19 protein-coding genes are annotated in these 22955 nt (G+C 63.6%); 13 read left to right on the forward strand and 6 right to left on the reverse strand.

Annotated features, from left to right (window positions below):
* Window positions 1-69 precede the first annotated feature (69 nt).
* The 10 genes from denD (at window position 70) to V1288_RS25465 (ending at window position 9434) form a co-directional block, all read left to right on the forward strand.
* Window positions 70-1056 carry a D-erythronate dehydrogenase gene (denD, locus tag V1288_RS25420; RefSeq protein WP_334359646.1) on the forward strand — a complete coding sequence of 329 codons (987 nt, stop codon included), beginning with the start codon at window positions 70-72 and terminating at the stop codon, window positions 1054-1056.
* A gap of 33 nt (window positions 1057-1089) precedes the next feature.
* On the forward strand, window positions 1090-2034 hold the full coding sequence (locus V1288_RS25425) for a sugar kinase (protein WP_334359647.1): 945 nt from the start codon (window positions 1090-1092) through the stop codon (window positions 2032-2034).
* Window positions 2031-2684 carry a bifunctional 4-hydroxy-2-oxoglutarate aldolase/2-dehydro-3-deoxy-phosphogluconate aldolase gene (gene eda, locus V1288_RS25430; protein WP_334359648.1) on the forward strand — a complete coding sequence of 218 codons (654 nt, stop codon included), beginning with the start codon at window positions 2031-2033 and terminating at the stop codon, window positions 2682-2684. The genes V1288_RS25425 and eda overlap by 4 nt, the downstream gene beginning before the upstream one ends.
* Before the next feature lie 55 nt (window positions 2685-2739).
* Window positions 2740-3909 carry an acetyl-CoA acetyltransferase gene (locus V1288_RS25435; protein WP_334359649.1) on the forward strand — a complete coding sequence of 390 codons (1170 nt, stop codon included), beginning with the start codon at window positions 2740-2742 and terminating at the stop codon, window positions 3907-3909.
* A 134-nt stretch (window positions 3910-4043) separates the two neighbouring features.
* Complete coding sequence (locus V1288_RS25440) at window positions 4044-4244, forward strand: hypothetical protein (protein WP_334359650.1); 201 nt, start codon at window positions 4044-4046, stop codon at window positions 4242-4244.
* Between the two features lie 248 nt (window positions 4245-4492).
* Window positions 4493-5695 (forward strand): CaiB/BaiF CoA transferase family protein, encoded by a 1203-nt coding sequence (locus tag V1288_RS25445; protein WP_334359651.1) that lies wholly within the window; start codon window positions 4493-4495, stop codon window positions 5693-5695.
* Between the two features lie 10 nt (window positions 5696-5705).
* Window positions 5706-6872, forward strand: a complete 1167-nt coding sequence (locus tag V1288_RS25450; RefSeq protein WP_334359652.1) for an acyl-CoA dehydrogenase family protein — start codon at window positions 5706-5708, stop codon at window positions 6870-6872.
* 13 nt (window positions 6873-6885) lie between these two features.
* On the forward strand, window positions 6886-8022 hold the full coding sequence (locus V1288_RS25455; RefSeq protein WP_334359653.1) for a thiolase family protein: 1137 nt from the start codon (window positions 6886-6888) through the stop codon (window positions 8020-8022).
* The gene (locus V1288_RS25460; protein WP_334359654.1) at window positions 8019-8378 is read left to right on the forward strand and encodes a Zn-ribbon domain-containing OB-fold protein; all 360 of its coding nucleotides are present in this window, start codon (window positions 8019-8021) and stop codon (window positions 8376-8378) included. The genes V1288_RS25455 and V1288_RS25460 overlap by 4 nt, the downstream gene beginning before the upstream one ends.
* Window positions 8379-8906: 528 nt before the next feature.
* The gene (locus tag V1288_RS25465; protein WP_334359655.1) at window positions 8907-9434 is read left to right on the forward strand and encodes a carboxymuconolactone decarboxylase family protein; all 528 of its coding nucleotides are present in this window, start codon (window positions 8907-8909) and stop codon (window positions 9432-9434) included.
* A gap of 13 nt (window positions 9435-9447) precedes the next feature.
* Here V1288_RS25465 and V1288_RS25470 read toward each other — a convergent pair whose 3' ends face one another.
* Complete coding sequence (locus V1288_RS25470; protein WP_334359656.1) at window positions 9448-10704, reverse strand: Hsp70 family protein; 1257 nt, start codon at window positions 10702-10704, stop codon at window positions 9448-9450.
* Between the two features lie 226 nt (window positions 10705-10930).
* Between V1288_RS25470 and V1288_RS25475 the strand changes: the two genes are divergently transcribed.
* Window positions 10931-13267 (forward strand): Tex family protein, encoded by a 2337-nt coding sequence (locus V1288_RS25475; RefSeq protein ID WP_334359657.1) that lies wholly within the window; start codon window positions 10931-10933, stop codon window positions 13265-13267.
* A 24-nt stretch (window positions 13268-13291) separates the two neighbouring features.
* On the opposite strand, the gene glsA is transcribed toward V1288_RS25475, so the two are convergent.
* From glsA to V1288_RS25495, 4 genes are all read right to left on the reverse strand, one after another.
* Window positions 13292-15151, reverse strand: a complete 1860-nt coding sequence (gene glsA, locus V1288_RS25480; protein WP_334359658.1) for a glutaminase A — start codon at window positions 15149-15151, stop codon at window positions 13292-13294.
* A 22-nt stretch (window positions 15152-15173) separates the two neighbouring features.
* Window positions 15174-17237 (reverse strand): TRAP transporter permease, encoded by a 2064-nt coding sequence (locus V1288_RS25485; protein ID WP_334359659.1) that lies wholly within the window; start codon window positions 17235-17237, stop codon window positions 15174-15176.
* A 51-nt stretch (window positions 17238-17288) separates the two neighbouring features.
* A complete protein-coding gene (locus tag V1288_RS25490; RefSeq protein ID WP_334359660.1) occupies window positions 17289-18449 on the reverse strand; it encodes a TAXI family TRAP transporter solute-binding subunit in 1161 nt (386 codons plus the stop codon).
* A gap of 159 nt (window positions 18450-18608) precedes the next feature.
* On the reverse strand, window positions 18609-18830 hold the full coding sequence (locus V1288_RS25495; RefSeq protein ID WP_334359661.1) for an acetyl-CoA carboxylase biotin carboxyl carrier protein subunit: 222 nt from the start codon (window positions 18828-18830) through the stop codon (window positions 18609-18611).
* Window positions 18831-18963: 133 nt separating this feature from the next.
* Between V1288_RS25495 and V1288_RS25500 the strand changes: the two genes are divergently transcribed.
* Window positions 18964-19938: an IclR family transcriptional regulator gene (locus tag V1288_RS25500; RefSeq protein ID WP_334359662.1), complete on the forward strand. Its 975-nt coding sequence runs from the start codon at window positions 18964-18966 to the stop codon at window positions 19936-19938.
* Window positions 19868-21427, forward strand: coding sequence for an acyl-CoA carboxylase subunit beta (locus V1288_RS25505; protein WP_334359663.1), 1560 nt, complete (start codon window positions 19868-19870; stop codon window positions 21425-21427). Before V1288_RS25500 ends, V1288_RS25505 begins: the two co-directional genes overlap by 71 nt.
* 102 nt (window positions 21428-21529) lie before the next feature.
* Here V1288_RS25505 and V1288_RS25510 read toward each other — a convergent pair whose 3' ends face one another.
* Window positions 21530-22810, reverse strand: coding sequence for an MFS transporter (locus V1288_RS25510; RefSeq protein ID WP_334359664.1), 1281 nt, complete (start codon window positions 22808-22810; stop codon window positions 21530-21532).
* Window positions 22811-22955: the final 145 nt, after the last annotated feature.

Raw genomic sequence — 22955 nt, forward strand, 5'->3', positions numbered from 1 at the left:
GCATCGGCCGCGGCGTATGGGTCCCGGCTCAAGGCCGGGACGACCAAGTATGAATAGGGAGTAGGGGTCTTGCACATTCTGATTCTCGGCGCCGCCGGCATGGTGGGCCGCAAGCTGACCGACCGGCTGTTGAGTGACGGCCGCCTTGGCAAGCACGAAATCACCCGCATGACGCTGCAGGACGTGGTGGCGCCCGCCAAGCCCGCCAATGCGCCGATCCCGATCCAGGTCGTGGCGTCCGATTTTGCCGATCCCGGCGCGGCGGAGCCGCTGATGGCGCATCGGCCGGACGTGATCTTTCATCTCGCCGCAATCGTCTCCGGCGAGGCCGAGGCCGAATTCGACAAGGGCTACCGGATCAATCTTGACGGCACGCGCTACCTGATCGACGCCATCCGACATGCTGACGGCGGCTACAAGCCGCGGCTGGTGTTTACGTCCTCGATAGCGGTGTTTGGCGCGCCGTTCCCGGAAAAGATCGGCGACGAGTTCTTCCATACGCCGCTGACGAGCTACGGCACGCAAAAGTCGATCTGCGAACTCCTGATCAACGACTACACCCGCAAGGGCCTGCTCGACGGCATCTCGATCCGCCTGCCGACGATCTGTGTGCGGCCTGGCAAACCGAACAAGGCGGCCTCCGGCTTCTTCTCCAACATCATCCGCGAGCCGCTGGCGGGCGAGGAGGCGGTGCTGCCGGTCTCCGAAGACGTACGGCACTGGCACGCCTCGCCGAAATCGGCGGTCGGCTTTCTGGTCCATGCCGGCACCATGGATCTCAACGCGATGGGGCCGCGGCGCAACCTCAGCATGCCCGGCATGTCGGTGACCGTCGGCGAACAGATCGCCGCGCTGGACCGTGTCGCCGGCAAGAACGTCACCGCGCGCATCAAGCGCGTGCCCGACCCGACCATCATCGGCATCGTCTCCGGCTGGCCGCGCGACTTCGTCGCCGACCGCGCGCTCAAGCTCGGCTTCACCACCGCCGAGAAGACGTTTGACGACATCATCCGGATCCACATCGAGGATGAGCTCGGCGGCAAGTTTGCGGCGTGAGGTGATCTCACGCAAATTCGCACGGATGCGGTCATGAGCAAGGTAGCCTGCATCGGCGAGTGCATGGTCGAGTTGAAGCAGGCTGACAGCGGCCTGTTTTCGCGCGGCTACGGCGGCGACACGCTCAATACCGCCGTCTATCTCGCCCGGCTCGGCGCCGGCGCCGACTATATCACCGCGCTTGGCGACGACCCCCTCAGCGACGAGATGATTGCCGGCTGGGCAGCGGAGGGAGTCGGGACCAGGCGGGTGGTGCGGCTGCCGGGCAAGCTTCCGGGTCTCTACATGATCCAGACCGACGCCAAGGGCGAGCGGCGGTTCTTCCATTGGCGCGACAGCGCAGCGGCGCGCAGCCTGATGGACTTGCCGGAGACGCCGGAGATACTGAATTCGCTGGCTGGCTATGACGTGATCTATCTCTCGGCGATCACGCTCTCGCTTTATGGCGCGGAGGGAGGGGCGCGGCTGTTCGCGGCGCTGAGGCGCGCTCGCGAAAATGGCGCACGTTTCGCTTTCGATACCAACTTCCGGGCCCGTGGCTGGCCCGATCTCGACGTTGCGCGCGCCGCTTTTCAGGAGGCCTTCGCCACGGCCGATATCGTGCTGGCTTCCACCGAGGATCTGCTGCCGCTCTATCCGGGCGCAACCAATGAAGCCTTGCTGGCGCGGGTTCCAGGCGCCGAGGTGGTGCTGAAGCTCTCGGAGCCGGCGAGCATCCTGCGTCTGGAAGGCGTTTCTTATCCAATCAAGGCCAAGCCGGTGGAGGCGCCGGTTGTCGATACCACGGCAGCCGGCGACAGTTTCGCGGCTGCCTACGTGGCCGCGCGCCTCGTGGGCGCGGATCCGCTGGAAGCCGCGCGGGCGGGGCATCGTCTGGCCGGCGTTGTGGTATGTCACCCCGGGGCGATCATCCCGCGCGCGGCGATGCCGTCCGGCCTCGTCCCGAACCACGTCAATTCTCGCAAGGCACCGCCATGACCGCAGCAGCCACCAGGCAGGAACAACTCGCAGCCATCTTCAAGTCCGCGACGGTGATTCCGGTCCTCACGATCGAACGACTGGAAGATGCCGTGCCGCTGGCCCGCGCGCTGGTTGCAGGCGGCGTACGTGTGCTGGAAGTTACCCTGCGGACGCCGGTGGCGGTCGAGGCCGCCAAGGCCATGATCGCGGCGGTGCCGGAAGCCATTGTCGGCATCGGCACAATCCTGAACGCCGACGATCTGGCACGGGCGAGGGGGCTCGGCGCCAAATTCGGCATCAGCCCCGGCGCGACGCCGGAGCTCTTGAAGGCTGCCGCCGCAGGCGACCTGCCGTTTGCGCCGGGGATCGCGACCGCCTCCGAGCTGATGCAGGCGTTGGCGGCCGGCTTCGATCTGGTGAAATTCTTTCCCGCCGAGCAGGTCGGCGGGATCAAGGCACTTCGGGCGCTGGCCGGGCCGTTTCCGAACATCAGGGTTTGCCCGACCGGCGGCATTGGCGAGGCCAATGCCGCGACCTGGCTGGCCGAGCCGAATGTCGTGGCAGTGGGCGGTTCCTGGCTCTGCCCAGCGGCCGATATCCGGTCCGGCAACTGGGCCGGCATAACCGCCATGTGCGCGCGGGCCCTGAAATCCCTGAAACCAGCGTGAAGTCTTTTTCCCGATAGGGTACAAGGGCTTCAGAACCGAAACAGGGAGAACGACCATGACTGCCAGCATCGTCGGATGGGCGCACACGCCATTCGGCAAGTTCGACGCGGAAACCGTCGAGAGCCTTGTGGTGAAGGTTGCGACCGATGCGCTGGCGGATGCCGGCATATCAGCCGAAGACGTCGACGAGATCGTGCTGGGGCATTTCAATGCCGGCTTCTCGCCGCAGGATTTTACGGCCTCGCTGGTGCTGCAGGCCGATCCCAAACTGCGCTTCAAGCCGGCCACACGGGTGGAAAACGCCTGCGCCACCGGTTCGGCGGCGGTACACCAGGGCATCCGCGCGATAGCCTCGGGCGCGGCCAAAATCGTGCTGGTGGTCGGCGTCGAGCAGATGACGCGGACGCCGTCGGCCGATATCGGGCGATACCTCCTGAAGGCCTCCTATCTGCCGGAGGACAGCGAAACCGTCGGCGGCTTTGCCGGCGTGTTCGGCAAGATCGCGCAGGGCTATTTCCAGAAATATGGCGATCAGTCGGATGCGCTGGCGCTGATCGCGGCCAAGAACCACAAGAACGGCGTCGCCAACCCCTATGCGCAGATGCGCAAGGATTTTGGCTTCGAGTTCTGCCGCTCCGAGAGCGAGAAGAACCCGTACGTCGCCGGCCCGCTGAAGCGCACGGACTGTTCGCTGGTGTCGGACGGCGCGGCGGCGCTGGTACTGACCGATAGCGAGACCGCGAAGACCATGGGCAAGGCGGTGAACTTCCGTGCCACCGCCCACGCGCAGGATTTCCTGCCGATGTCCAAGCGCGACATCCTGCAGTTCGAAGGCTGCACGGTTGCGTGGCAGCGCGCGCTGGCGCAGGCCGGCGTGCAGCTCTCCGATCTCTCCTTTGTCGAAACCCATGACTGCTTCACGGTCGCCGAGCTGATCGAATATGAAGCGATGGGCCTGACGCCGCGCGGGCAGGGCGCCCGCGCCATCAAGGAAGGCTGGACCCAGAAGGACGGCAAGCTGCCGGTCAATCCGTCCGGCGGGTTGAAGGCCAAGGGCCACCCGATCGGCGCCACCGGCGTCTCGATGCATGTAATGAGCGCGATGCAGCTCGTCGGCCAGGCGCCCGAGGGTATGCAGCTCAAGAACGCAAAACTCGCCGGCATCTTCAACATGGGCGGCGCGGCGGTGGCAAACTACGTCTCCGTGCTGGAAGCTGCGAAGTAACCGCAAAAGTGCTATCGTAGCTACCGTAGGGTGGGCACAGGCGCGCTGGCGCCGTGCCCACCCTGAGTGCCGCGCGATGAGGCTGGTGGGCACGCTTCGCTTTGCCCACCCTACAATTTTCCGGAGCGTGCATCATGGGTAACGAGAGTTCGTTGTCATCGACCGAACTGAACAACCGGATCAGGATTCTGGAAGACAATATCCGGCAGTTGATCGAACAGGCGGCTGCCGCCTCCGGCGAACAGAACGAAGCGCGTATCGCCGACCGCCTCAGCCAGCAGAATGAAGAGTTGGAGCGCCTGACCCGGGAACGCGACGCCAGGTCCAAAAAATAGCAGTCACAGGCATCGACCATCGTCGTCCCTGCGAAACGCAGGGACCCATAACCACAGGCATTAATTGTCTTGGTAGGTGACTACTCCATCGCTCAACGGACGGGCCGCGGCGTAGGGGTCCCTGCGTTTCGCAGGGACGACATCGGTTGTTGGTCTCCAGCGCATACGTCCATACGCTCGGCGCGCTTGATCTTCCGAACCCGCTGCCGTTACTTGGCCGGAACGACAATCCAGGAGCGAATTGACCCATGGGACCATTGCAGGGCATCAAGGTCATCGACATGACGACCGTGCTGATGGGGCCCTATGCCACCCAGATGCTCGGCGATTACGGCGCCGACGTCATCAAGGTTGAATCGCACGATGGCGACGTGACGCGGCAAATCGGTCCGACCCGTCATCCCGGCATGGGGCCGGTGTTCCTCAACACCAACCGCAACAAGCGCTCAATTTGTCTCGATTTGAAGAAGCCGGCCGGGCGCGAGGCCGTGTTGCGGCTGGTCAAATCCGCCGACGTGCTGGTCTATAATGTGCGCCCGCAGGCAATGGCGCGGCTGAACCTCGGCTACGACGCCGTGTCAAAAACCAACCCGCGCCTGATCTATGCCGGCGTGTTTGGTTTCGGGCAGGACGGGCCCTATGCGGCGAAGCCCGCCTATGACGATCTGATCCAGGGCGCCACCGCCTTGCCGGCGCTGATGGCGCAGACCGCCGACGGCGTGCCGCGCTATGTCCCCAATGCGCTGGTCGATCGTATCGTCGGGCTGACAGCGGTGGGCGCGATCTGCGCCAGCCTCGTCGATCGTAACCGCACCGGCCGCGGCCAGCGCGTCGATATCCCGATGTTCGAAACCATGGCTGGTTTCGTGATGGGCGATCACATGGGCGGTCTCACCTATGAGCCGCCACTCGACAAGGGCGGCTATGCGCGTCACCTGTCGCCGGACCGGCGGCCCTACAAGACCTCGGACGGCTATATCTGCGTGATCGTCTATAACGACAAGCAGTGGCAGAATTTCTTCGATGCGACCGGGCGTGACGATCTTCGCGTCCATACGAAGTTTGCGACCTTCGCCGGCCGCGCCGTCAATATCGACGCTGTTTATGCCGAACTGGCGCGCATTCTCGAGACCAAGACCACCGCCGAGTGGACCGCTATCCTCGAGAAGGCCGACGTGCCCGTCATGCCGATGCACGACCTCGAAAGCCTGCTCGGCGATCCCCACATCGTCGCGACCGATTTCTTTCCGGTCGTCGATCATCCAACCGAGGGCCGCATCCGCAACATGCGGCCTTCGGCGCGATTTTCAGAAACGCCGGTTGAAACGAAACGGCTGGCGCCGCGCCTGAGCGAGCACAGCGCGGAAATCCTCGAGGAAGCCGGCTTTTCGCCGGATGAGATCGCAGCGCTGGTCCGCGATGGCGTCACCAGGGTCGCGTCAAGCAAATAGGACGAGATAGATGGATTTTGCGCTGTCGGCCAACCAGGAATCGATCCGCGACGCGGTCGCAAAGATCTGCTCGCGCTTCGACGATGCCTATTGGCTGAAAAAGGACAAGGAGGGCGGCTACCCCGCCGACTTCCACCGCGCGCTGGCGGATGCCGGCTGGCTCGGCATCTGCATCCCCGAGGAATATGGCGGGTCGGGGCTCGGCATCACTGACGCCGCGATCATGATGCGGACAATTTCGGAATCCGGTGCCGGCATGTCCGGCGCGTCTGCCGTCCACATGAACGTGTTCGGTCTCAACCCCGTCGTCGTGTTCGGCACCAAGCAGCAATGCACGCGCATGCTGCCGCCGATCATCGACGGCCGCGACAAGTCCTGCTTCGCGGTGACCGAGCCCAATACCGGGCTCAATACCACGCAGTTGAAGACCCGCGCGGTGCGCACGGGCGACAAATATGTCGTCAATGGCCAGAAGGTCTGGATCTCCACCGCCCAGGTCGCCAACAAGATCCTGCTGCTGGCGCGCACCACGCCGCTGGAAGAGGTGAAGAACCCGACCCACGGCTTGAGCCTGTTCTACACGGATTTCGACAAGCAGCGCGTCACCGTGCATGAGATCGAAAAGATGGGCCGCAAGCCCGTCGACTCCAACGAATTGTTCTTCGAGAACTTTGAGATCCCGGTCGAGGACCGCCTCGGCGAGGAAGGCCGCGGCTTCGAATATATTCTGCACGGGATGAATCCCGAGCGCATCCTGATCGCAGCGGAAGCGGTCGGCCTCGGCCAGATCGCGCTGTCGCGCGCTGCGGCCTACGCCAAGAACCGCATCGTGTTCAACCGCCCGATCGGCATGAACCAAGGCATCCAGCATCCGCTGGCGAAGAACTGGATGGAGCTGGAAGCCGCGTGGATGATGGTGCTGCGCGCAGGCTGGCAATACGATCAGGGCATGCAATGCGGACCGGCCGCCAATGCCGCTAAATATCTCGCCGCCGAAGCCGGCTTCCACGCCTGCGAGCAGGCGGTCATGACGCATGGCGGCTTCGGATACGCCAAGGAATATCACGTTGAGCGCTATTTGCGGGAATCCCTGATCCCCCGCATCGCGCCGATCAGCCCGCAGCTCATTCTCAGTTTCATCGCCGAGAAGGTGCTGGGACTGCCGAAGTCGTACTGAGAAATAGACGGTCATGAGCTTCATCACCGGCGTCGGGCTGACGTCCTACGGCAAGCATGAAGGCTCGTCCTCGCTCGATCTCATGAGCAAGGCGGCCGAGCTTGCCATTGCCGATGCCGGGCTGAAGCGCTCCGAGATCGACGGCATTCTCTGCGGCTATTCGACGGTCTCGCCGCACATCATGCTGGCGACGGTGTTCGCCGAGCATTTCGGCATCCAGCCATCCTACGCGCATGCCGTGCAGGTCGGCGGGGCCACGGGCCTCGCCATGACCATGCTGGCGCATCATCTGGTCGACGCCGGCGTCGCCAAGCATATGCTGGTGGTCGGCGGCGAAAATCGTCTCACTGGGCAGAGCCGCGACGCCTCGATCCAGGCGCTGGCGCAGGTCGGTCACGCCGATTACGAGGTTACACTTGGACCGACCATCCCCGCTTATTACGGCCTGGTCGCATCGCGCTACATGCACGAATATGGTGTCACCCAGGAAGACCTTGCCGAATTCGCGGTGCTGATGCGCGCCCACGCTTTGACCCATCCCGGCGCCCAGTTCCACGAGCCCATCACTGTCGCCGACGTGATGGCCTCAAAACCGGTGGCGATGCCGCTGAAATTGCTGGATTGCTGCCCGGTGTCGGACGGCGGCGCGGCGTTCGTGGTCAGCCGCGAGCCGACCTCCGCGACCGGCATTCGCGTCCGCGGCGCAGCGCAGGCGCATACCCATCAGCACGTGACGGCCGCGCCTGCTTTCAGCGAACTCGGTGCCGAGATCGCGATTGCCAAGGCCAAGGCCGCGTCCGGCGTCGCGATATCGGATGTGCGTTACGCCGCCGTCTACGACAGCTTTACCATTACGCTGGCGATGCTTTTGGAAGACCTCGGCCTTGCCGGGCGCGGCGAGGCGGCCGCGCGGGTACGGGCAGGGCATTTCGGCCGCGACGGCGCCATGCCGCTCAACACCCATGGCGGCCTTTTGAGTTACGGTCATTGCGGCGTCGGTGGTGCGATGGCGCATCTGGTCGAGACCCATCTGCAGATGACCGAGCGCGCCGGCGCCCGGCAGGTCCGCGATGCCTCGGTCGCGCTGCTGCATGGCGACGGCGGCGTGCTGTCGTCGCATGTCAGCATGTTCCTGGAGCGGGTGCGATGACCGAGAGAATCGCCGACTGGATCAAGGGCGCGGAGGTCATCGTCTATCAGTCCTGCGGTCCTTGCGGGGCCGTGCAGTATTTCCACCGCAGTTTCTGCGCCGCCTGCGGTGCGCCGGATCCGACTGAGAAACGCGCCAGTGGGGCAGCGACGGTCTATGCGAGGTCGCTGGTATGCCGCGCCGCAACGCCGGAGACGCGCGCGCATGTTCCCTACAGTATCGTGCTGGTCGATGCGGCCGAGGGCTTTCGCATGATGGCCCATGGTGCCAACGACCTGGCGATCGGCGACTCTGTGACCGTGAGCTATCGGCCGTTCGCGGGAAGGCTGGTCCCGTATTTTGAGAAGACGAGATGAATGTCAGCCATCAATGCTCACGCTACGAAGCAACCCAGAATTACGCGGAACAGGTGAAAATCTGAGTGCTTCGACGCGTCAACATTCAGTGCCAGTAGAACACAACGCTAGCGATCACGAGCATCGCTGTTACCGCCAGCGTCTGCGCAAGCGCTTCCGAGGCCGCCTTCCTGGTGGCTTCCTTCATGCCTAACTCCCTAGACTTGGGCATGAGTCATCGTTGCCCGTGAAGGCCTGATGAGCTCAGTTTGGTTTTACTCGGAACACCCCGCGACGAGTATTCGCTCCTTTGAGTCCCCACTCAGCGAATATCGACAGTCTCAGAATCGACCAGCATTGAGGCGGCAATTTGGCTCCCTCGCAGCCGGTTTGTGCACGAGAGAGGGAGTTTTTTGGAGCGTGTCCAGCGCCCAAGGCTCGGGCCTGGACGTCGTACCGGCCGTCTTTCGGCGGTTGATCCAATGACTGCTGCAGTGCATGATCTACCTGTCAGCAAATCAGAAAATACATAAAACCCCAAGGTGATGAATGGCCCGCGTCGACTATAGCGATCCCGCCAAACACAACGAGCGCACCCGCGAATTGCTGGGCAAAAACCGCAATGCCAACATCTTCCGGATGATGGCGCACTCGCCGAGCTATCTCGAACAATACTGCCGGCTGGGCGGCGCCATCAGGCACAAGGGCGAACTGGACCCGATCCTGCGCGAACTCGCCATCACCCGCACCGGCATCCTGTGCGAGGCACCCTATGAAATCGTCGCCCACAAGCGGATCGGCAAGAACGTTGGCGTCACCGACGATCAGAACGAGGCATTGGAGAACTGGGAATCGGCGACTTGCTTTAACGAAGTGCAGCGCGCGGCGCTTGCCTTCACCGATGAGATCATCAGGCGTCACAAACCGACAGATGCGACGTTCAACGCGATTGCCTCGAAATTGACGCCGGGCGCGCTGGTCGAGCTGCAGCTCTCGGTCGGCTTCTACATCATGACGTCGAAGTTCCTGGAAACCTTTGCCATCGACATGCAGCCGGTGACGGAAGTGGTGGGCTGACGGGCGGCCGTTATCAGTTCGCAGGCCCGTACCGTCGCAGCGCCTCCAGCGTCAGTCCCTTGCCGACGGCGCCGAAGATGTCACCTTCGACGATGCGGGCCGTCGGCACGGCCTTGGTGATCGCCTTGTGCACGTGAGCGAGTTTCACCGAACCGCCGGTCAGGAACACGGAGTCGATATCGCCGGCAGCCAATCCCGCCTGAACGAGACAATTCTTGATGCGGACTGCGATGCGATCGGCCAACTGTTTCGTATGGCTGACGAGATCGGGGCGGCCGATGTCCGCGCTGAGGCCCGGGGCAACCCACGCGAGCGGGATTGCCGAGCGGCGCTGCTCGGACAGTGCGATCTTGGCGTCTTCGACTTCCATGGCCAGTGTATGGCCACGCTGTTCGTGAACCACGCGGATCAACCGGTCGAGAAGTTCCGGCTCGGCGGCCTGCTGCCGCACCTGGCGGATATCGGCGAGCACGCGCGGTTCATACATGCGGTTGATGTTCGACCAGGTCGCGAGGTCGTGGAAATAGCTCGACGGCACGTCGAGCCCAGGACGCTTCATGGCGCTGCCGAAGCCGAACAGGGGCATGACCACGCCGAGGCTGAGCTGACGGTCGAAATCGGTGCCGCCGACGCGCACGCCGTCATTGGCGAGAATATCGGCGGCGCGATCGGCCTTGCCGTGGCGCTCCGGCCCCAGACGCACGATCGAAAAGTCGGACGTGCCGCCACCGATATCGGCGATCAATGCGACCTCTTCGGACGTGATCTGTCGCTCATAGTCGAGGGCGGCTGCGATCGGCTCGAACTGGAACGTGACGTCTTCGAATCCAATCCCCTGCGCGATCGTTCGCAGGGTCTGCTCGGCCTTGCGGTCGGCGTCCGGCGCGTTGTCGACGAAGTGTACAGGACGGCCGTGGACGACGTTGCGCAGTTGGCGGCCGGTGGCCTGTTCCGCGCGGCGTTTGACCGCGCCGAGGTAGTAGGCAATCACGTCGCGAAAACTGACCCGGGCGCGTCCGAGCCGCGTGGTTTCGTCGATCAGCGAGGTTCCGAGCACCGATTTGAGGCTCCGCAACAGGCGGCCGGGAGCACCTTCGACATAGGCTTCCACGGCCCTGCGGCCGATCAGAACGCCGCTATCCGCCTCATAGAAGATCGCGCTGGGAATCGCGGTCTGCGCCGCCTCCAGCGCCGCCAGAACGGGCGCCGCGCGCTCGATGGTGCCGAGCGTCGTGTTCGACGTTCCGAAATCAAGGCCGCAGATCGACATGGGTACTCCGTGGAGGGAGCGTCCGTTTACACACTGCAGCGCCATCGATCCACCCTTATCTGGTCGTATCGCCGGCCGGTCTTTGATACGAATTAAGTTGCCGGGTGGGACCATCCACAGATCAATTTGTTTCGTGCGGCGGGTTGGCAAATCAATCCGAGATGGTCCATAAGCTGCGTCCCGCGGCCGGTCCTGCCGCCGCAAACGGCTTTGGAAAAGAGGTCGCGTGGCAAATATCAATCGACAGATTGCAGAAGAGCTTGGTGTTCGCGAACAGCAGATCGCGGCGACGGTCGAGCTGCTGGACGGTGGCGCTACCGTCCCGTTCGTGGCGCGCTACCGCAAGGAAATCACGGGCGGGCTCGACGACGCCCAATTGCGCAATCTGGAGGAGCGCCTCACCTATCTGCGCGAGCTCGAAGAACGCCGCACGGCCATCCTCAATTCGGTCCGCGAGCAGGGCAAGCTCGATGCCGCACTGGAAGCGGCGATCATGGCAGCCGACAGCAAGGGGCGTCTGGAAGACATCTATTTGCCGTTCAAACCGAAGCGCCGCACCAAGGCCGAGATTGCCAAGGAAGCCGGCCTCGAACCGCTGTCGGAGCTGTTGCTGACGCAGCCGCAGAACGATCCGCAAGTCGTCGCTGCCGGTTTCGTCGATGCCGAGAAGCAGGTCGCGGACGTCGCCGCCGCGCTCGAGGGCGCCCGGGCGATTCTGGTGGAGCGATTCGCCGAGGACGCCGACCTGATCGGGAAGCTGCGCGAAGAAATGTGGTCGAAGGGGGTAATGGTTTCGACCGTGCGCAAGGGCAAGAAGATCGAGGGCGAGAAGTTCAAGGACTATTTCGACTACAACGGAGCCCTCCACAAGCTGCCGTCGCACCGCATTCTCGCGCTGTTTCGGGGCGAGAAGGAAGAAATCCTCGAGCTACAGATATTGCCCGATGCGCAAGTGCCGGTCGCCAACGTGCCGAGCGCGTATGAATTGAAGATCATGCAGCGCTTTCTCATTTCCGATCAGGGCCGCCCGGGCGACCGCTGGCTGGTCGAGACCGCGCGCTGGGCCTGGCGCACCAAGATCCAGGTCCATCTCAACATCGATCTGCGGATGCGGCTGTGGACGGCGGCGGAAACCGAGGGCGTGCGAGTGTTCGCCTCGAATCTGCGCGATCTGCTGCTGGCGGCGCCGGCTGGCGCGCGCGTCACCATGGGGCTCGATCCCGGCTATCGCTCCGGCGTCAAGGTCGCCGTCGTCGACGCCACCGGCAAGGTGGTGGCGACGACCACGGTCTATCCGCACGAACCGCAGCGGCAATGGGACGCGACATTGGCGGCGCTGGGCAAGCTCGCGGTCGCGCACCGCGTCGACCTGATCGCGATCGGCAACGGCACCGCCTCGCGCGAGACCGACAAGCTGGCGACCGAACTGGTCAAGCTGCTGCCGGACCTGAAGATGTCGAAGATCGTGGTGTCAGAGGCCGGCGCATCGGTTTACTCCGCCTCGGCCTTTGCATCCGAGGAATTGCCGGAACTCGACGTCACCTTGCGCGGCGCGGTGTCGATCGCACGCCGCCTGCAGGATCCGCTGGCGGAACTGGTCAAGATCGATCCGAAGGCAATCGGCGTCGGGCAGTACCAGCACGATCTCGGCGAAACAAAATTGGCGCGCTCGCTCGATGCCGTGGTCGAGGATTGCGTCAACGCCGTCGGTGTCGATGCCAACACGGCTTCCGCGCCGCTATTGGCGCGGGTATCGGGCATCGGCGCAGGACTGGCGCAAAGCATCGTGCAGCATCGCGACGCCAATGGGCCGTTCAAATCAAGAAAAGACCTGAAGGAAGTGCCGCGGCTCGGACCAAAAGCATTCGAGCAATGCGCAGGCTTCCTGCGCATCAACGGCGGTGAAGACCCGCTCGATTCGTCCGGCGTGCATCCGGAAGCCTATCCGGTGGTGCGGCGGATCCTCGCGGCGTCCAAGAGCGACATCAAGGCGCTGATCGGCAATGCCGAGATCGTGCGCCAGTTGACGCCGCAGGCCTTTGTCGACGAAACGTTTGGTCTGCCCACGGTCACCGACATCCTGCGCGAACTGGAAAAGCCCGGCCGCGACCCGCGCCCGGCCTTCAAGGCCGCCGTGTTCAAGGAAGGCGTCGAGGAGATCAAGGACCTCAAGCGCGGCATGATCCTGGAAGGCACCGTGACCAACGTCGCAGCGTTCGGCGCCTTCGTCGATATCGGCGTGCACCAGGACGGGCTGGTTCATATCTCGGCGATGTCGAAAACCTTCATCAAGGACCCGCGCGAGGTGGTGAAGCCGGGCGACATCGTCAAGGTCAAGGTGCTGGAGGTCGAGGTCGCCCGCAAGCGCATCGCGCTGACGCTGCGGCTCGACGACGAAGTCGGCACCAAGGGCCCCAAGCTGTCGGAAAGCAAGATGCGCGAGTATTCCAAGGCGTCGATGACGTCATCCGCGCCGAGCAAAGCGCAGGAGCAGGGCGGCGCACTTGCTGAAGCCCTGCGCCGCGCCGCCGAGAAGAACGGGCGGGGTAAAGCGGGGGCGTAGAGCAGCGAGCCAGCCAGCTACGTCCTAGCTCGGCGTCAACAGATTCACCTTGGCATTGGCCAGGATCAGGCGATCGGCCAGCAATTGCGCGAGATTGCGCATGATGCGCTCGCCGGCGCGCGGATGCTGCTTTCGGAAACGTTCGAAATCGCGGAGCGGGATTTCGTAAGCGGTCGCGGCCATGTCGGCGAAGACGTCGGCGGAGCGTCGCGGGTCCAACAGCGCCATCTCGCCGAACGGCATGCCCGCCGTCAGCGTCGCCAAGCGGATGCCGTCGGGCAGAGTGACATGCACGACGCCGCTCCTGAGAAAGAACAGGGAAGTTGCGGGTTCACCCGCGGCGACAATCTTTTCGTTCGCCTGATAGGTCCTGATGGTGGCGAGTGAGGCCAGATCGGTCAGTTCTTCGTCCGTCAGCCCCGCCAGCAGCGCCTGTTCGGACAGTTCGGTCGCCTCGAAGAAGTCGATCGCGCCGCCGTAACGATAGACCACCTGATCTTCCGCCCATTCGATGGCGGCGTCGAGCAAATAGTAGTTGCGGATGTTGGTGAGACCTTCCGTCCATTCCCCGATCATCTTCCATTCCGGCGATGATCGCCTGATGCCGGACAGAATCACGGTGACATGGTGCGCCGCCAGTTCGCGGAACTCCTCGGCGAGCAGGCGGGTGCCGGCGCGGGTCATGGCCGTGACGCGGCGCAGGTCGAAGATAACGAGTTGCGGCCGCGGCTTGGCCGCAAGCTGGCGCGAGACGTAATCGACATTGGAGAACGACAGCGTGCCCACGAGTTCGATGACACGAACGTCCCGGTGATGCGCGGCGAGGATGTTCTGTTCCTGCGCACGCCGCACGCGCCGCGACGGGCTGTTGCCGATGTCGTAATCGGCGATGATGCTGTTGCGCGCGTCGTCGCTGCGGTTGAGCATGTGGAGGTCGTAATGCGATGACAGCGCCTCGCAGACCCTGATGCCGCGCACGCTGTTGCCGTGCTTGTCGAGTTTCGGCGAATAGCTGCCGAGCCCGAGCCGCGCCGGCAGCGCCGCAAGGATGCCGCCGCCAACGCCGCTCTTGGCGGGGACGCCGATGCGGTAGATCCATTCCCCGGCGTAATCGTACATACCGGAACTCGTCATCACGGAGAGCGTCCGCGAGATGGCATACGGCGTCAGCACCTGTTCGCCGGTCACGGGATTGATGCCGCGGTTGGCCAGCGTCGCCGCCATCACCGCAATATCGCGCGCCGTCACCAGGATGGCGCATTGCCGGAAATACACCTCCAGTACGGCAGCCACGTTGTCTTTGATCACGGCATTGGTGCGCAGCAAATAGGCGATCGCGCGGTTGCGGTCGCCGGTGGTGCTTTCGGAGGCATAGACGGCGTCGTCGACGTCGAGATCGCGCCCGGCAAACCGGCCCAGTGCATGCCTGATGTACTCGAACGTGGCGTCGCCCTTGGCCTCGTGGATCAGGCCGGAGCAGGCAATCGCACCGGCATTGACCATCGGGTTGAAGGGATGGTTTTCGGTGTTGAGGCGGATCGAGTTGAAGGGATCGCCCGACGGTTCGACGCCGATGACGCTTTCGACCCGCGCCGCACCCAGCGTGTCGAGCGCCAGCGCGAACACGAACGGTTTCGACATCGACTGGATGGTGAAGGGGATCTCGGTGTCGCCGACCTCATAGACATGGCCGTCGAGGGTGGCGAGGCTGATGCCGAAATGGGCAGGATCGGCCTTGCCGAGCTCGGGGATGTAGTCGGCGACCGTGCCGCTGGTCTCAGTCGCGAACTCGGCGTGGCACGCATTCAGGAACCGCAGCAAGGGCGGTTTCGAACTGGTCCAGGCCGCGGGGCTGGCGCTAAGCGGAGGTGGCGATTGTTTCATCGCCTCCTCTTGTGCAACGCAATCAGGGGGCGCGCAACTGGTTCGGCGCCAGCGTCTGGCGCCGTATCAGCACGAGCGCGATCAGAACGGTCGGGATCAGGATCGCCAATCCAACAGAGGTGACCTGCCATTGCGACAGCGGCATGATGCCTCCGCCGGGCGTCGCGACCACAAAGCCGCCGATCACGAGCAATATCCGCAGCGGCCATTCCAGCGCGCCGGCACCTCTGAGGTCGCCGACAAACGCCTGGTAGCCCTGGATGCCGCCGCAGATGAACAGCGTGCCGAAGCCCGCCAGCGCCATCAAGCCGAGCCCTTCCAGATACGGGCTTGGTCCCTGCAGCACCAGCGCCGGGTTCAGCACGAAGAAGAACGGGATGAAGTAGATGATGCTGCCGACCCACATCGATTCCCATCCCGTCTTCATCGCCGGCGAGCCGGCGATGCCGGCCGCGGCAAAGGAGGCGATGGCGACCGGCGGCGTGATCGAGGACAGCATGCCCCAATAGAAGATGAACATGTGCACGGCCATGCGGTTGAGGCCGAGCTTTTCCAGCGCAGGCGCCACTAGGATGGCGAGGAAGATGTAGCAGGCCGTCGTCGTCAGTCCGAGCCCGAGAACGAGGCTGGTAAAGGCGCACATCACGAGCAGCAGCAACGCATTGTCGCCGGCGATCCGCAACAGGTCGTTGGCGAGGCTGGAGACCACGCCGGTCATCGAGAACGCGCCGATCAAGAGGCCGCAACCGGCCAGGATGCCGACCAGTTCGACGAAGGTGCGGCCGTTGACCTCGAGGAACTTGTTGATGGTCGCGAGTGTCCAGCGCGTATCCTTCGAGAAAAACTGGTTCAAAACCAGCAGCAGCGCCGTCGCGTAGAACGGCGCATGGCTCTCGCGCTTGAAATACAGCAGCATCACGATCAGGAGCGCGATGACGAAGATGTAGTACCATCCTTCCTTGATGGTGTCCCAGACCTTCGGCAGCTCGGAGCGCGGAATGCCCTTTAGCCCGTGGCGCGCGGCATAGGAATCCACCTGCATGAACAGGCCGATGTAATACAGCGTCGCCGGAATGATCGCGGCGAGGGCGACGTCGGCATAGCTGACGTTGAGGAACTGTGCGATCACGAATGCGGTCGCGCCCATCACCGGCGGCGCCAGCACCGCACCGGTCGACGCGCAGGCCTCGATCGCGGCGGCATAGGAGGCTCGGAAGCCGCTCTTCTTCATGACCGGAATCGTCATGGTGCCGGCGGTCAGCACGTTGGAGATGATCGAGCCCGACATCATGCCGAGCAGGCCGGAGGCGAAGATGCAGACTTTCGCCGCGCCGCCCCGGAAAGTGCCGCACAGCGCAAAGGCGATGTTGATGAAGAATTTTCCGGCGCCCGTCATCATCAGCGCGGTGCCGAATACCAAAAAGCCGATCACGGTGTCGGCAAAGGCCTGGATCGGGATGCCGAGCAGACTTTCGCCCGACAGCACGTGATAGGATGTTGCCTGTTCGAGCGTCGATTCGGTGCCGCGGAACGGTCCCAGCCATTTCGCGTCGGCGAACAGGGGATAGACCGTAAACGGCAGCACGCTCAACAGCAGGCTCCAGCCGCCGGTGCGTCGCAATGCCTCCATCAGCACCGCCCACATGATGACGCCGGCGACAATGACGGTCGTCGGCGCGCCGCCGAATTCCCAGCCGGCTTCAGCCGCCTTGCGGACGCTGCGCATCAGGAGGATGGCGCAGGCGAAGGTGACGAGGAAAAGCAGGATGTCATACCAGGGAATTCGATCGAGCGGCGCGCGCTCGGTTCCCGGGAAGATCAGGAACGTGAACGGCAGCATCAGCGCGATCAGCAGATAGAAATACTCGGTGTTGAGCTGTGTGTAGCCGAGGAAGAAGCGCAGCGAGAATTGCTGGTTGATGCACAAAAGGATGGTGACCGCGGTCGCGACCACGAGCGCCCAGCGCCACGCCCCGCGCAACGTTCGCACGCGCGTGACTTCGGCTTCCTGCATGTTGGCATGCGGGTCGTCGAACACAATTTGCTGTGCCGGCGCGACTACGCTATCGCTCGCAGAAGGTGACATTGTTTCCCCCGAAACGGTGTTGGCCTTCGACTTGAGCGAATAGCGTCGGTGCTATTCGAAGCCGTTCGGCATATTCGCCTTTGCCAGCGCCGCAGCGCGCGCCTTCATCCAGCCGTCGAGAAACGCCTTGTCATCTGCAGGTGGGCTGGACTTGCCATAGTCCGTCCATGCGGCGGCCAGCACCTGCTGACGCTTCAGCAATTCCTTGTTGTGGGCTTCCTGTGCGTCGGTCCACTGACCGGCTTCCTTCAGGGCCCTGGCTGCGCCCGGATGCACCGGCACCACCCAGTTTTTGGTCTGGCGGTCGGCCGCAAGGCCGCCCGCGCCCGGCGCGGCATCCTTGTAAGCGTCGTAGCCCGTGATCATCGCCTTGGTGATGGCATAGACCTCGTCGGCGGCCAGCGATCCGTAAGACACGAAGATCGGGTAGGGGTAGTTGCCGAGCTCGATCGGCTTGTCCTTGGTGATGCCGGCACCGCAGGTCGCGACGTGCGGGAAGAAAAACGAGCCAACCTTTTTCACGCGCTCCCAGCCGGCCTTGTCGCCGGGGGGCAAAGGCGGCCAGACGATGCCGCGCGGCGACGTCTCGAGTTCCTTGGCAGGGCCGGTGATGGTGGTGGCGAAGGCGGCGTCGATGTCGTTGTTGATCATGCCCTTCCACATCGCGCCGTAGCTCGAGAACTCGACGACCTTGACGTCGCTTTGCTTGAGGTCGCCGAACGCCAGGATCGCGAGCGCGTTCTGGTTCAGCGCCGGCGAACCGACCACGAAGCCGACGCGCTTGCCCTTGAGCTGCTTGATCTCGGTCACGCCAGTATCCTTGGCGACCCCGAGTGAAGCCGCGTTGCAGTCGACGGTTGACAGCACCAGTTGCAAGGCTTGCGGACCCCATTCCTTGGTGCCGAATTCGAACACGCCTTCCTGGGCGAAATAGCTGCCGGAGCCCATCGCGGACATGGCCGCGCGCTTGGCGCGCAGCGGCGCCAGTCGCGCCACGTCGTTGCCGGCGGGCAGCACGCGGACGTCGGTGCCGTATTTGTCCTTCATCATCTTGCCGACGCCGACGGCGATGTTGAAGCCCGCGGTGCCGGTGTCATAGGCGGTGACCACCATGGTCGGCGGCAGTTTGACGTCTTCGGACCGGGCCGGCGCGGCCAGCAGCGAGATGCCTGCAAGGGCAATTGGCGCGAGCGCCTTCAACGGATGAATCATAGTTTTCCCTCAGATAGTTTTCGCTATGCGAAAGTCTCTCGTTAGCGTTGATCATGTCATCGGCTGCTGGCGATGGCAACGTTAGGTGCGCAGACTTCGACACCCGAGCTGGACAGATTGTCGCGGAATCGTCGCAAGCACGTCTATGCCGTGAACCGGTTAAGCTTCGATGATTGCGACGACCTGTCCTTCAGCGATGACGTCGTCGAGCTTGACCAGGATAGCCTTGATTCTTCCTGCCGTCGTCGACGTCACCGGAATTTCCATCTTCATGGCTTCGACGAAAGCGATCTCGTCGCCGTCGCCGACATTGCCCCCGGTTGTGACAGGAAGTGCGCACACGCGGCCGGCGACTTCGGTGATAATCTTGATCTCTGGCATTGCCGTTCTCCCGGGGACCGTCTGACGGACAGGTGTCCTCGCGAACGGCTTTTTGTTGTGGCCGCAGATTGCCTGAGGTAGTTTGTTCTGCAAGTGGAATTTTATTCCGCAGGGCGGAATGGAGCCATAAAACATGGGAAGACGCTCGGAACGGCTTAGCAAGCAGGGAATGCTCGCCAGTGATCTCGCAGGCGAGGGTGATGTGATCCAGGTGGTGTCGCGGGCGTTCGACGTCCTGCGCTGCTTCGAGGGTCATGAAGCGAGACTGGGCAATCTGGAAATTTCCAGCCGCTGTGGGCTGCCGCGCTCGACGGTATCGCGGCTCACCCACACGCTGACGCGGATGGGCCAGCTCGTCTATCTGCCGCGCGACCAGAAATACCGGATCGGTCCGAGCGCGGTGGCGATGAGCACCTCGATGATGAAGGGGTTGCAGCTTCGCAACCTGATCCGGCTGCGGCTGCAGGACGTCGCCGATCAATTGCCGGGGACGGTCGGCTTCGTGATTCCCGATCGCTACCATCTGGTCTATCTCGAATTCGCGCGTGCCGCGAACGCCCTCGGCCTGCATGAAGGCACCGGCAGCCGCATCTCGATGACGAGCACCGCGGCCGGCTTTGCCTACACCGCAGCGCTCGATACCGATGTCGGCGATGCCTTGATCGCCGAAATGGAGCGTGAGATCCCGGGAAATGCCGGGCCCTTGAAGTCGCGCATGGAAGCCAACCGCCGCCATCTGCGCGAACACGGCTATGTCGTCGGCTGCGGCACCTGGAGCCCGCATATCAACGGTTGCGCGGTGCCGGTGTGGTCGCCGCAATATCAAACCTTCGTCGTCGTGACGATCGGGCTTCTCGCCGCGATGTTTGATGAGAAGCGGCTGCACAGGGAAGTAGCGCCGCAGATGCTCGAACTCGGCGTTGCGATCGGCGGCCTGCTCGAAGGCGCCGAAGGCGATATCTTCGCAAACCGCATGGAACGAAAGCCGCTTCCGGTGCCGAGCCATAATAACAAGATCATCAAGACGGAGGATACGAATGAACTGGAAGCCGGAGCTCGACGAGCTCGCTCGGCGCGAAGCGTTCGCGCGCGAGATGGGAGGCGTTGACAAGGTCAAGCGTCAGCATGACCAGGGCCGGCTCACGGTTCGTGAGCGTATCGACAGACTGATCGACAAGAATTCCTTCCACGAGATCGGCGCGATTTCCGGCATCGCCGAATACGACGACAACAGCGAACTCAAGCATTTGACGCCGGCCAACTGCGTGTTCGGCCGCGGCAAGGTCGACGGTCGCACGGTCGTCGTGGTCGGCGACGATTTCACCGTGCGCGGCGGTTCGGCCGATGCCTCGATTTCCGCCAAGCCGCTGATGGCCGAGGAGATGGCGCACGATTTTCGCCTGCCGATCATTCGCGTGATTGAAGGCTCGGGCGGCGGCGGCTCGGTGAAGACGATCGAAACCCGCGGCGCTGCCAATCTGCCCGGTGGCGTCGGCGGTACGCGCTGGTACTGGTTCACGACCGCGAACATGGCGCGCGTGCCGGTGGTTGCGCTCGGGCTCGGTTCGGTCGCAGGCCTTGGTGCGGCGCGGCTGGCCGCCAGTCATTATTCGGTCATGACTAGGAATTCCGCGATGTTCGTCGCAGGACCGCCGGTCGTAAAACGCCTTGGCCAGGACCTGACGAAAACGGAACTTGGCGGCGCCGAGATCCAGACTCGCGCCGGCGGCGTCGATGATGCCGTCGACACCGAAGAAGAGGCGTTCGAACGCGCCCGGCGCTTTCTGTCCTATCTGCCGTCATCGGTATACGACCTGCCGCCGACCGCGCCCTGCACCGACGATCCGGATCGCGCGGAAGAATCGCTGTTGAAGGCGGTGCCGCGCAATCGTCGCAAGGTCTACAAGATGCGTCCGATCATCGACGCCGTCGTCGACAAGGGCTCCTTCTTCGAAGTCAACGCCAATTTCGGCCGCCCGATCATCACCGGGCTTGCCCGGCTCGAAGGCCGCGCGGTGCTGCTGCTGGCCAGCGATCCTTTCCACTATGGCGGATCGTGGACGGCAGAGGCGTGCCAGAAGGTGGTGCGCTGGGTCGATTTCGCCGAGACGTTCCATTTGCCGGTGGTCTATCTGATGGATTGCCCCGGCTTCATGATCGGGCTCGAGGCCGAGAAGTCGGCGACCATTCGCCACGGTGTGCGCGCAATGGCGGCGGTCAACCAGTCGACCGTTCCATGGTGTACCATCATCGTGCGCAATGCGTTCGGCGTGGCTGGTGTCGTGCACCAGCCGGCCAACCGCTATTCGATGCGCTATGCCTGGCCATCGGCCTATTGGGGCTCGCTGCCGCTGGAAGGCGGCATCGAGGCCGCGTATCGCGCCGACATTGATGCTTCAGATGATCCGGCTATGAAGCTGAAAGAGATCGAGGAGCGCCTCAATAAGCTGCGCTCGCCGTTCCGCTCGGCCGAGAAGTTCTGGGTGGAAGAGGTGATCGATCCCCGCAAGACGCGCTCGCTGTTGTGCGAATTCGCGCGATTGGCGGAGCCGATCCGCAACGTGGGTCCGCCAACCGGCATGTCGACGCGGCCGTAAGGATCGTAGGGTGGGCAAAGGCGCGCTTGCGCCGTGCCCACCATCTTTTCTCATTGCTGCAAAATGGTGGGCACGCTTCGCTTTGCCCACCCTACAGTCCCGTCACGCCACCACCGGCTTCGGCCGCGCAATCGCCAGCACGATCAGCGCCGCGACCACACAGAGCGCACCGGCGACGAAGAACGCCGGCAGGTAGGTCTGCAACACCGTCCGCGACAGGCCGGCGCCGAAGGCTGCGACGCCCGCGCCCAATTGATGGCCGGCAAAAATCCAGCCGAACACCAGGTTGGCTCGCTCGGGACCGAAGCGCCGGGCGGTAAGCCGCACCGTCGGCGGCACGGTCGCGATCCAGTCGAGCCCGTAGAATACCGCGAACAGCGACAGGCCGTAGAACGAGAAATCGGTGAACGGCAGGAACAACAGCGAGAGGCCGCGCAGGCCGTAGTACCAGAACAACAGCCAGCGATTGTCGTAGCGGTCCGACAGCCAGCCCGAGACGATGGTGCCGAAGAAATCGAAAATGCCCATCGCGGCGAGCAGGCCCGCGGCCTGGACTTGCGGAATGCCGAAATCGAGGCACATTGGGATCAAATGCACCTGGACCAGACCGTTGGTTGAAGCGCCGCAGATGAAGAAGGTTAAGAACAGTATCCAGAACACACCCGACTTCGAGGCGTCGCGCAGGGTGCCGAGCGCTGCCGCCATGATCGGCGTGTTATTGGGCGGCGGCACCGGCAGTGGCTCGGTGCCTTCGTCGCCGAACGGCCGCAGGCCGACATCGCTCGGCCGGTCGCGCATGATCATCAGCACGGCGAAGGCCGCCACTCCCAGCATGACGCACACCAATGCCAGCGCGAGCCGCCAGCCATAACGATCAGTCAGGCTCGCCAACAGCGGCAGGAAGGCGAGCTGTCCGGTCGCAACGCTCGCGGTGAGTATGCCGACGACCAGGCCGCGCCGCGCCACGAACCAGCGTGCGGCGATCGTAGCCCCCAGCACCAGCGCCGTCATGCCGGTGCCGATCCCGATCACCACGCCCCACAGCAACATCAACTGCCAGACCTGTGTCATCGCCAGCGATGCGACGAGGCCGGATACGACGATGAGCAGCGCCAACAGCGTCACATTGCGCAGGCCGTAGCGGTTCATCAGCGCGGCGGCGAACGGCGCCATCAGCCCGAACAGGATGAAGCGGATCGACAGCGCCGAGGAAATCTCCGCCGTGGTCCAGCCGAATTCCTTCTGCAGGGGCACGATGAACACGCCGGGCGCGCCGACCGTGCCGGCGGAAATCAAGGCGGTGAGGAAGGTCACGGCGACCATCGCCCAGCCGTAATGGATGTTGCGGCGGGCGAGGGTGGCTGACAACCAGTTCGAGATCATTGAGCCTCGGAGGATTCCGGGTGGGAAGCTTGGTCTGTTTTGGCTTCGCATTCTGACGTGGCGGTCGTCCGACTTGAATGTCGTACTTCCCTCATTTCAGGACATGACCGGGAGCGCTGGTGCCGGAATCGATCCGCACGCGGGG

The sequence above is a fragment of the Bradyrhizobium sp. AZCC 2176 genome (assembly GCF_036924645.1).
Taxonomy (GTDB): Bacteria; Pseudomonadota; Alphaproteobacteria; order Rhizobiales; family Xanthobacteraceae; genus Bradyrhizobium.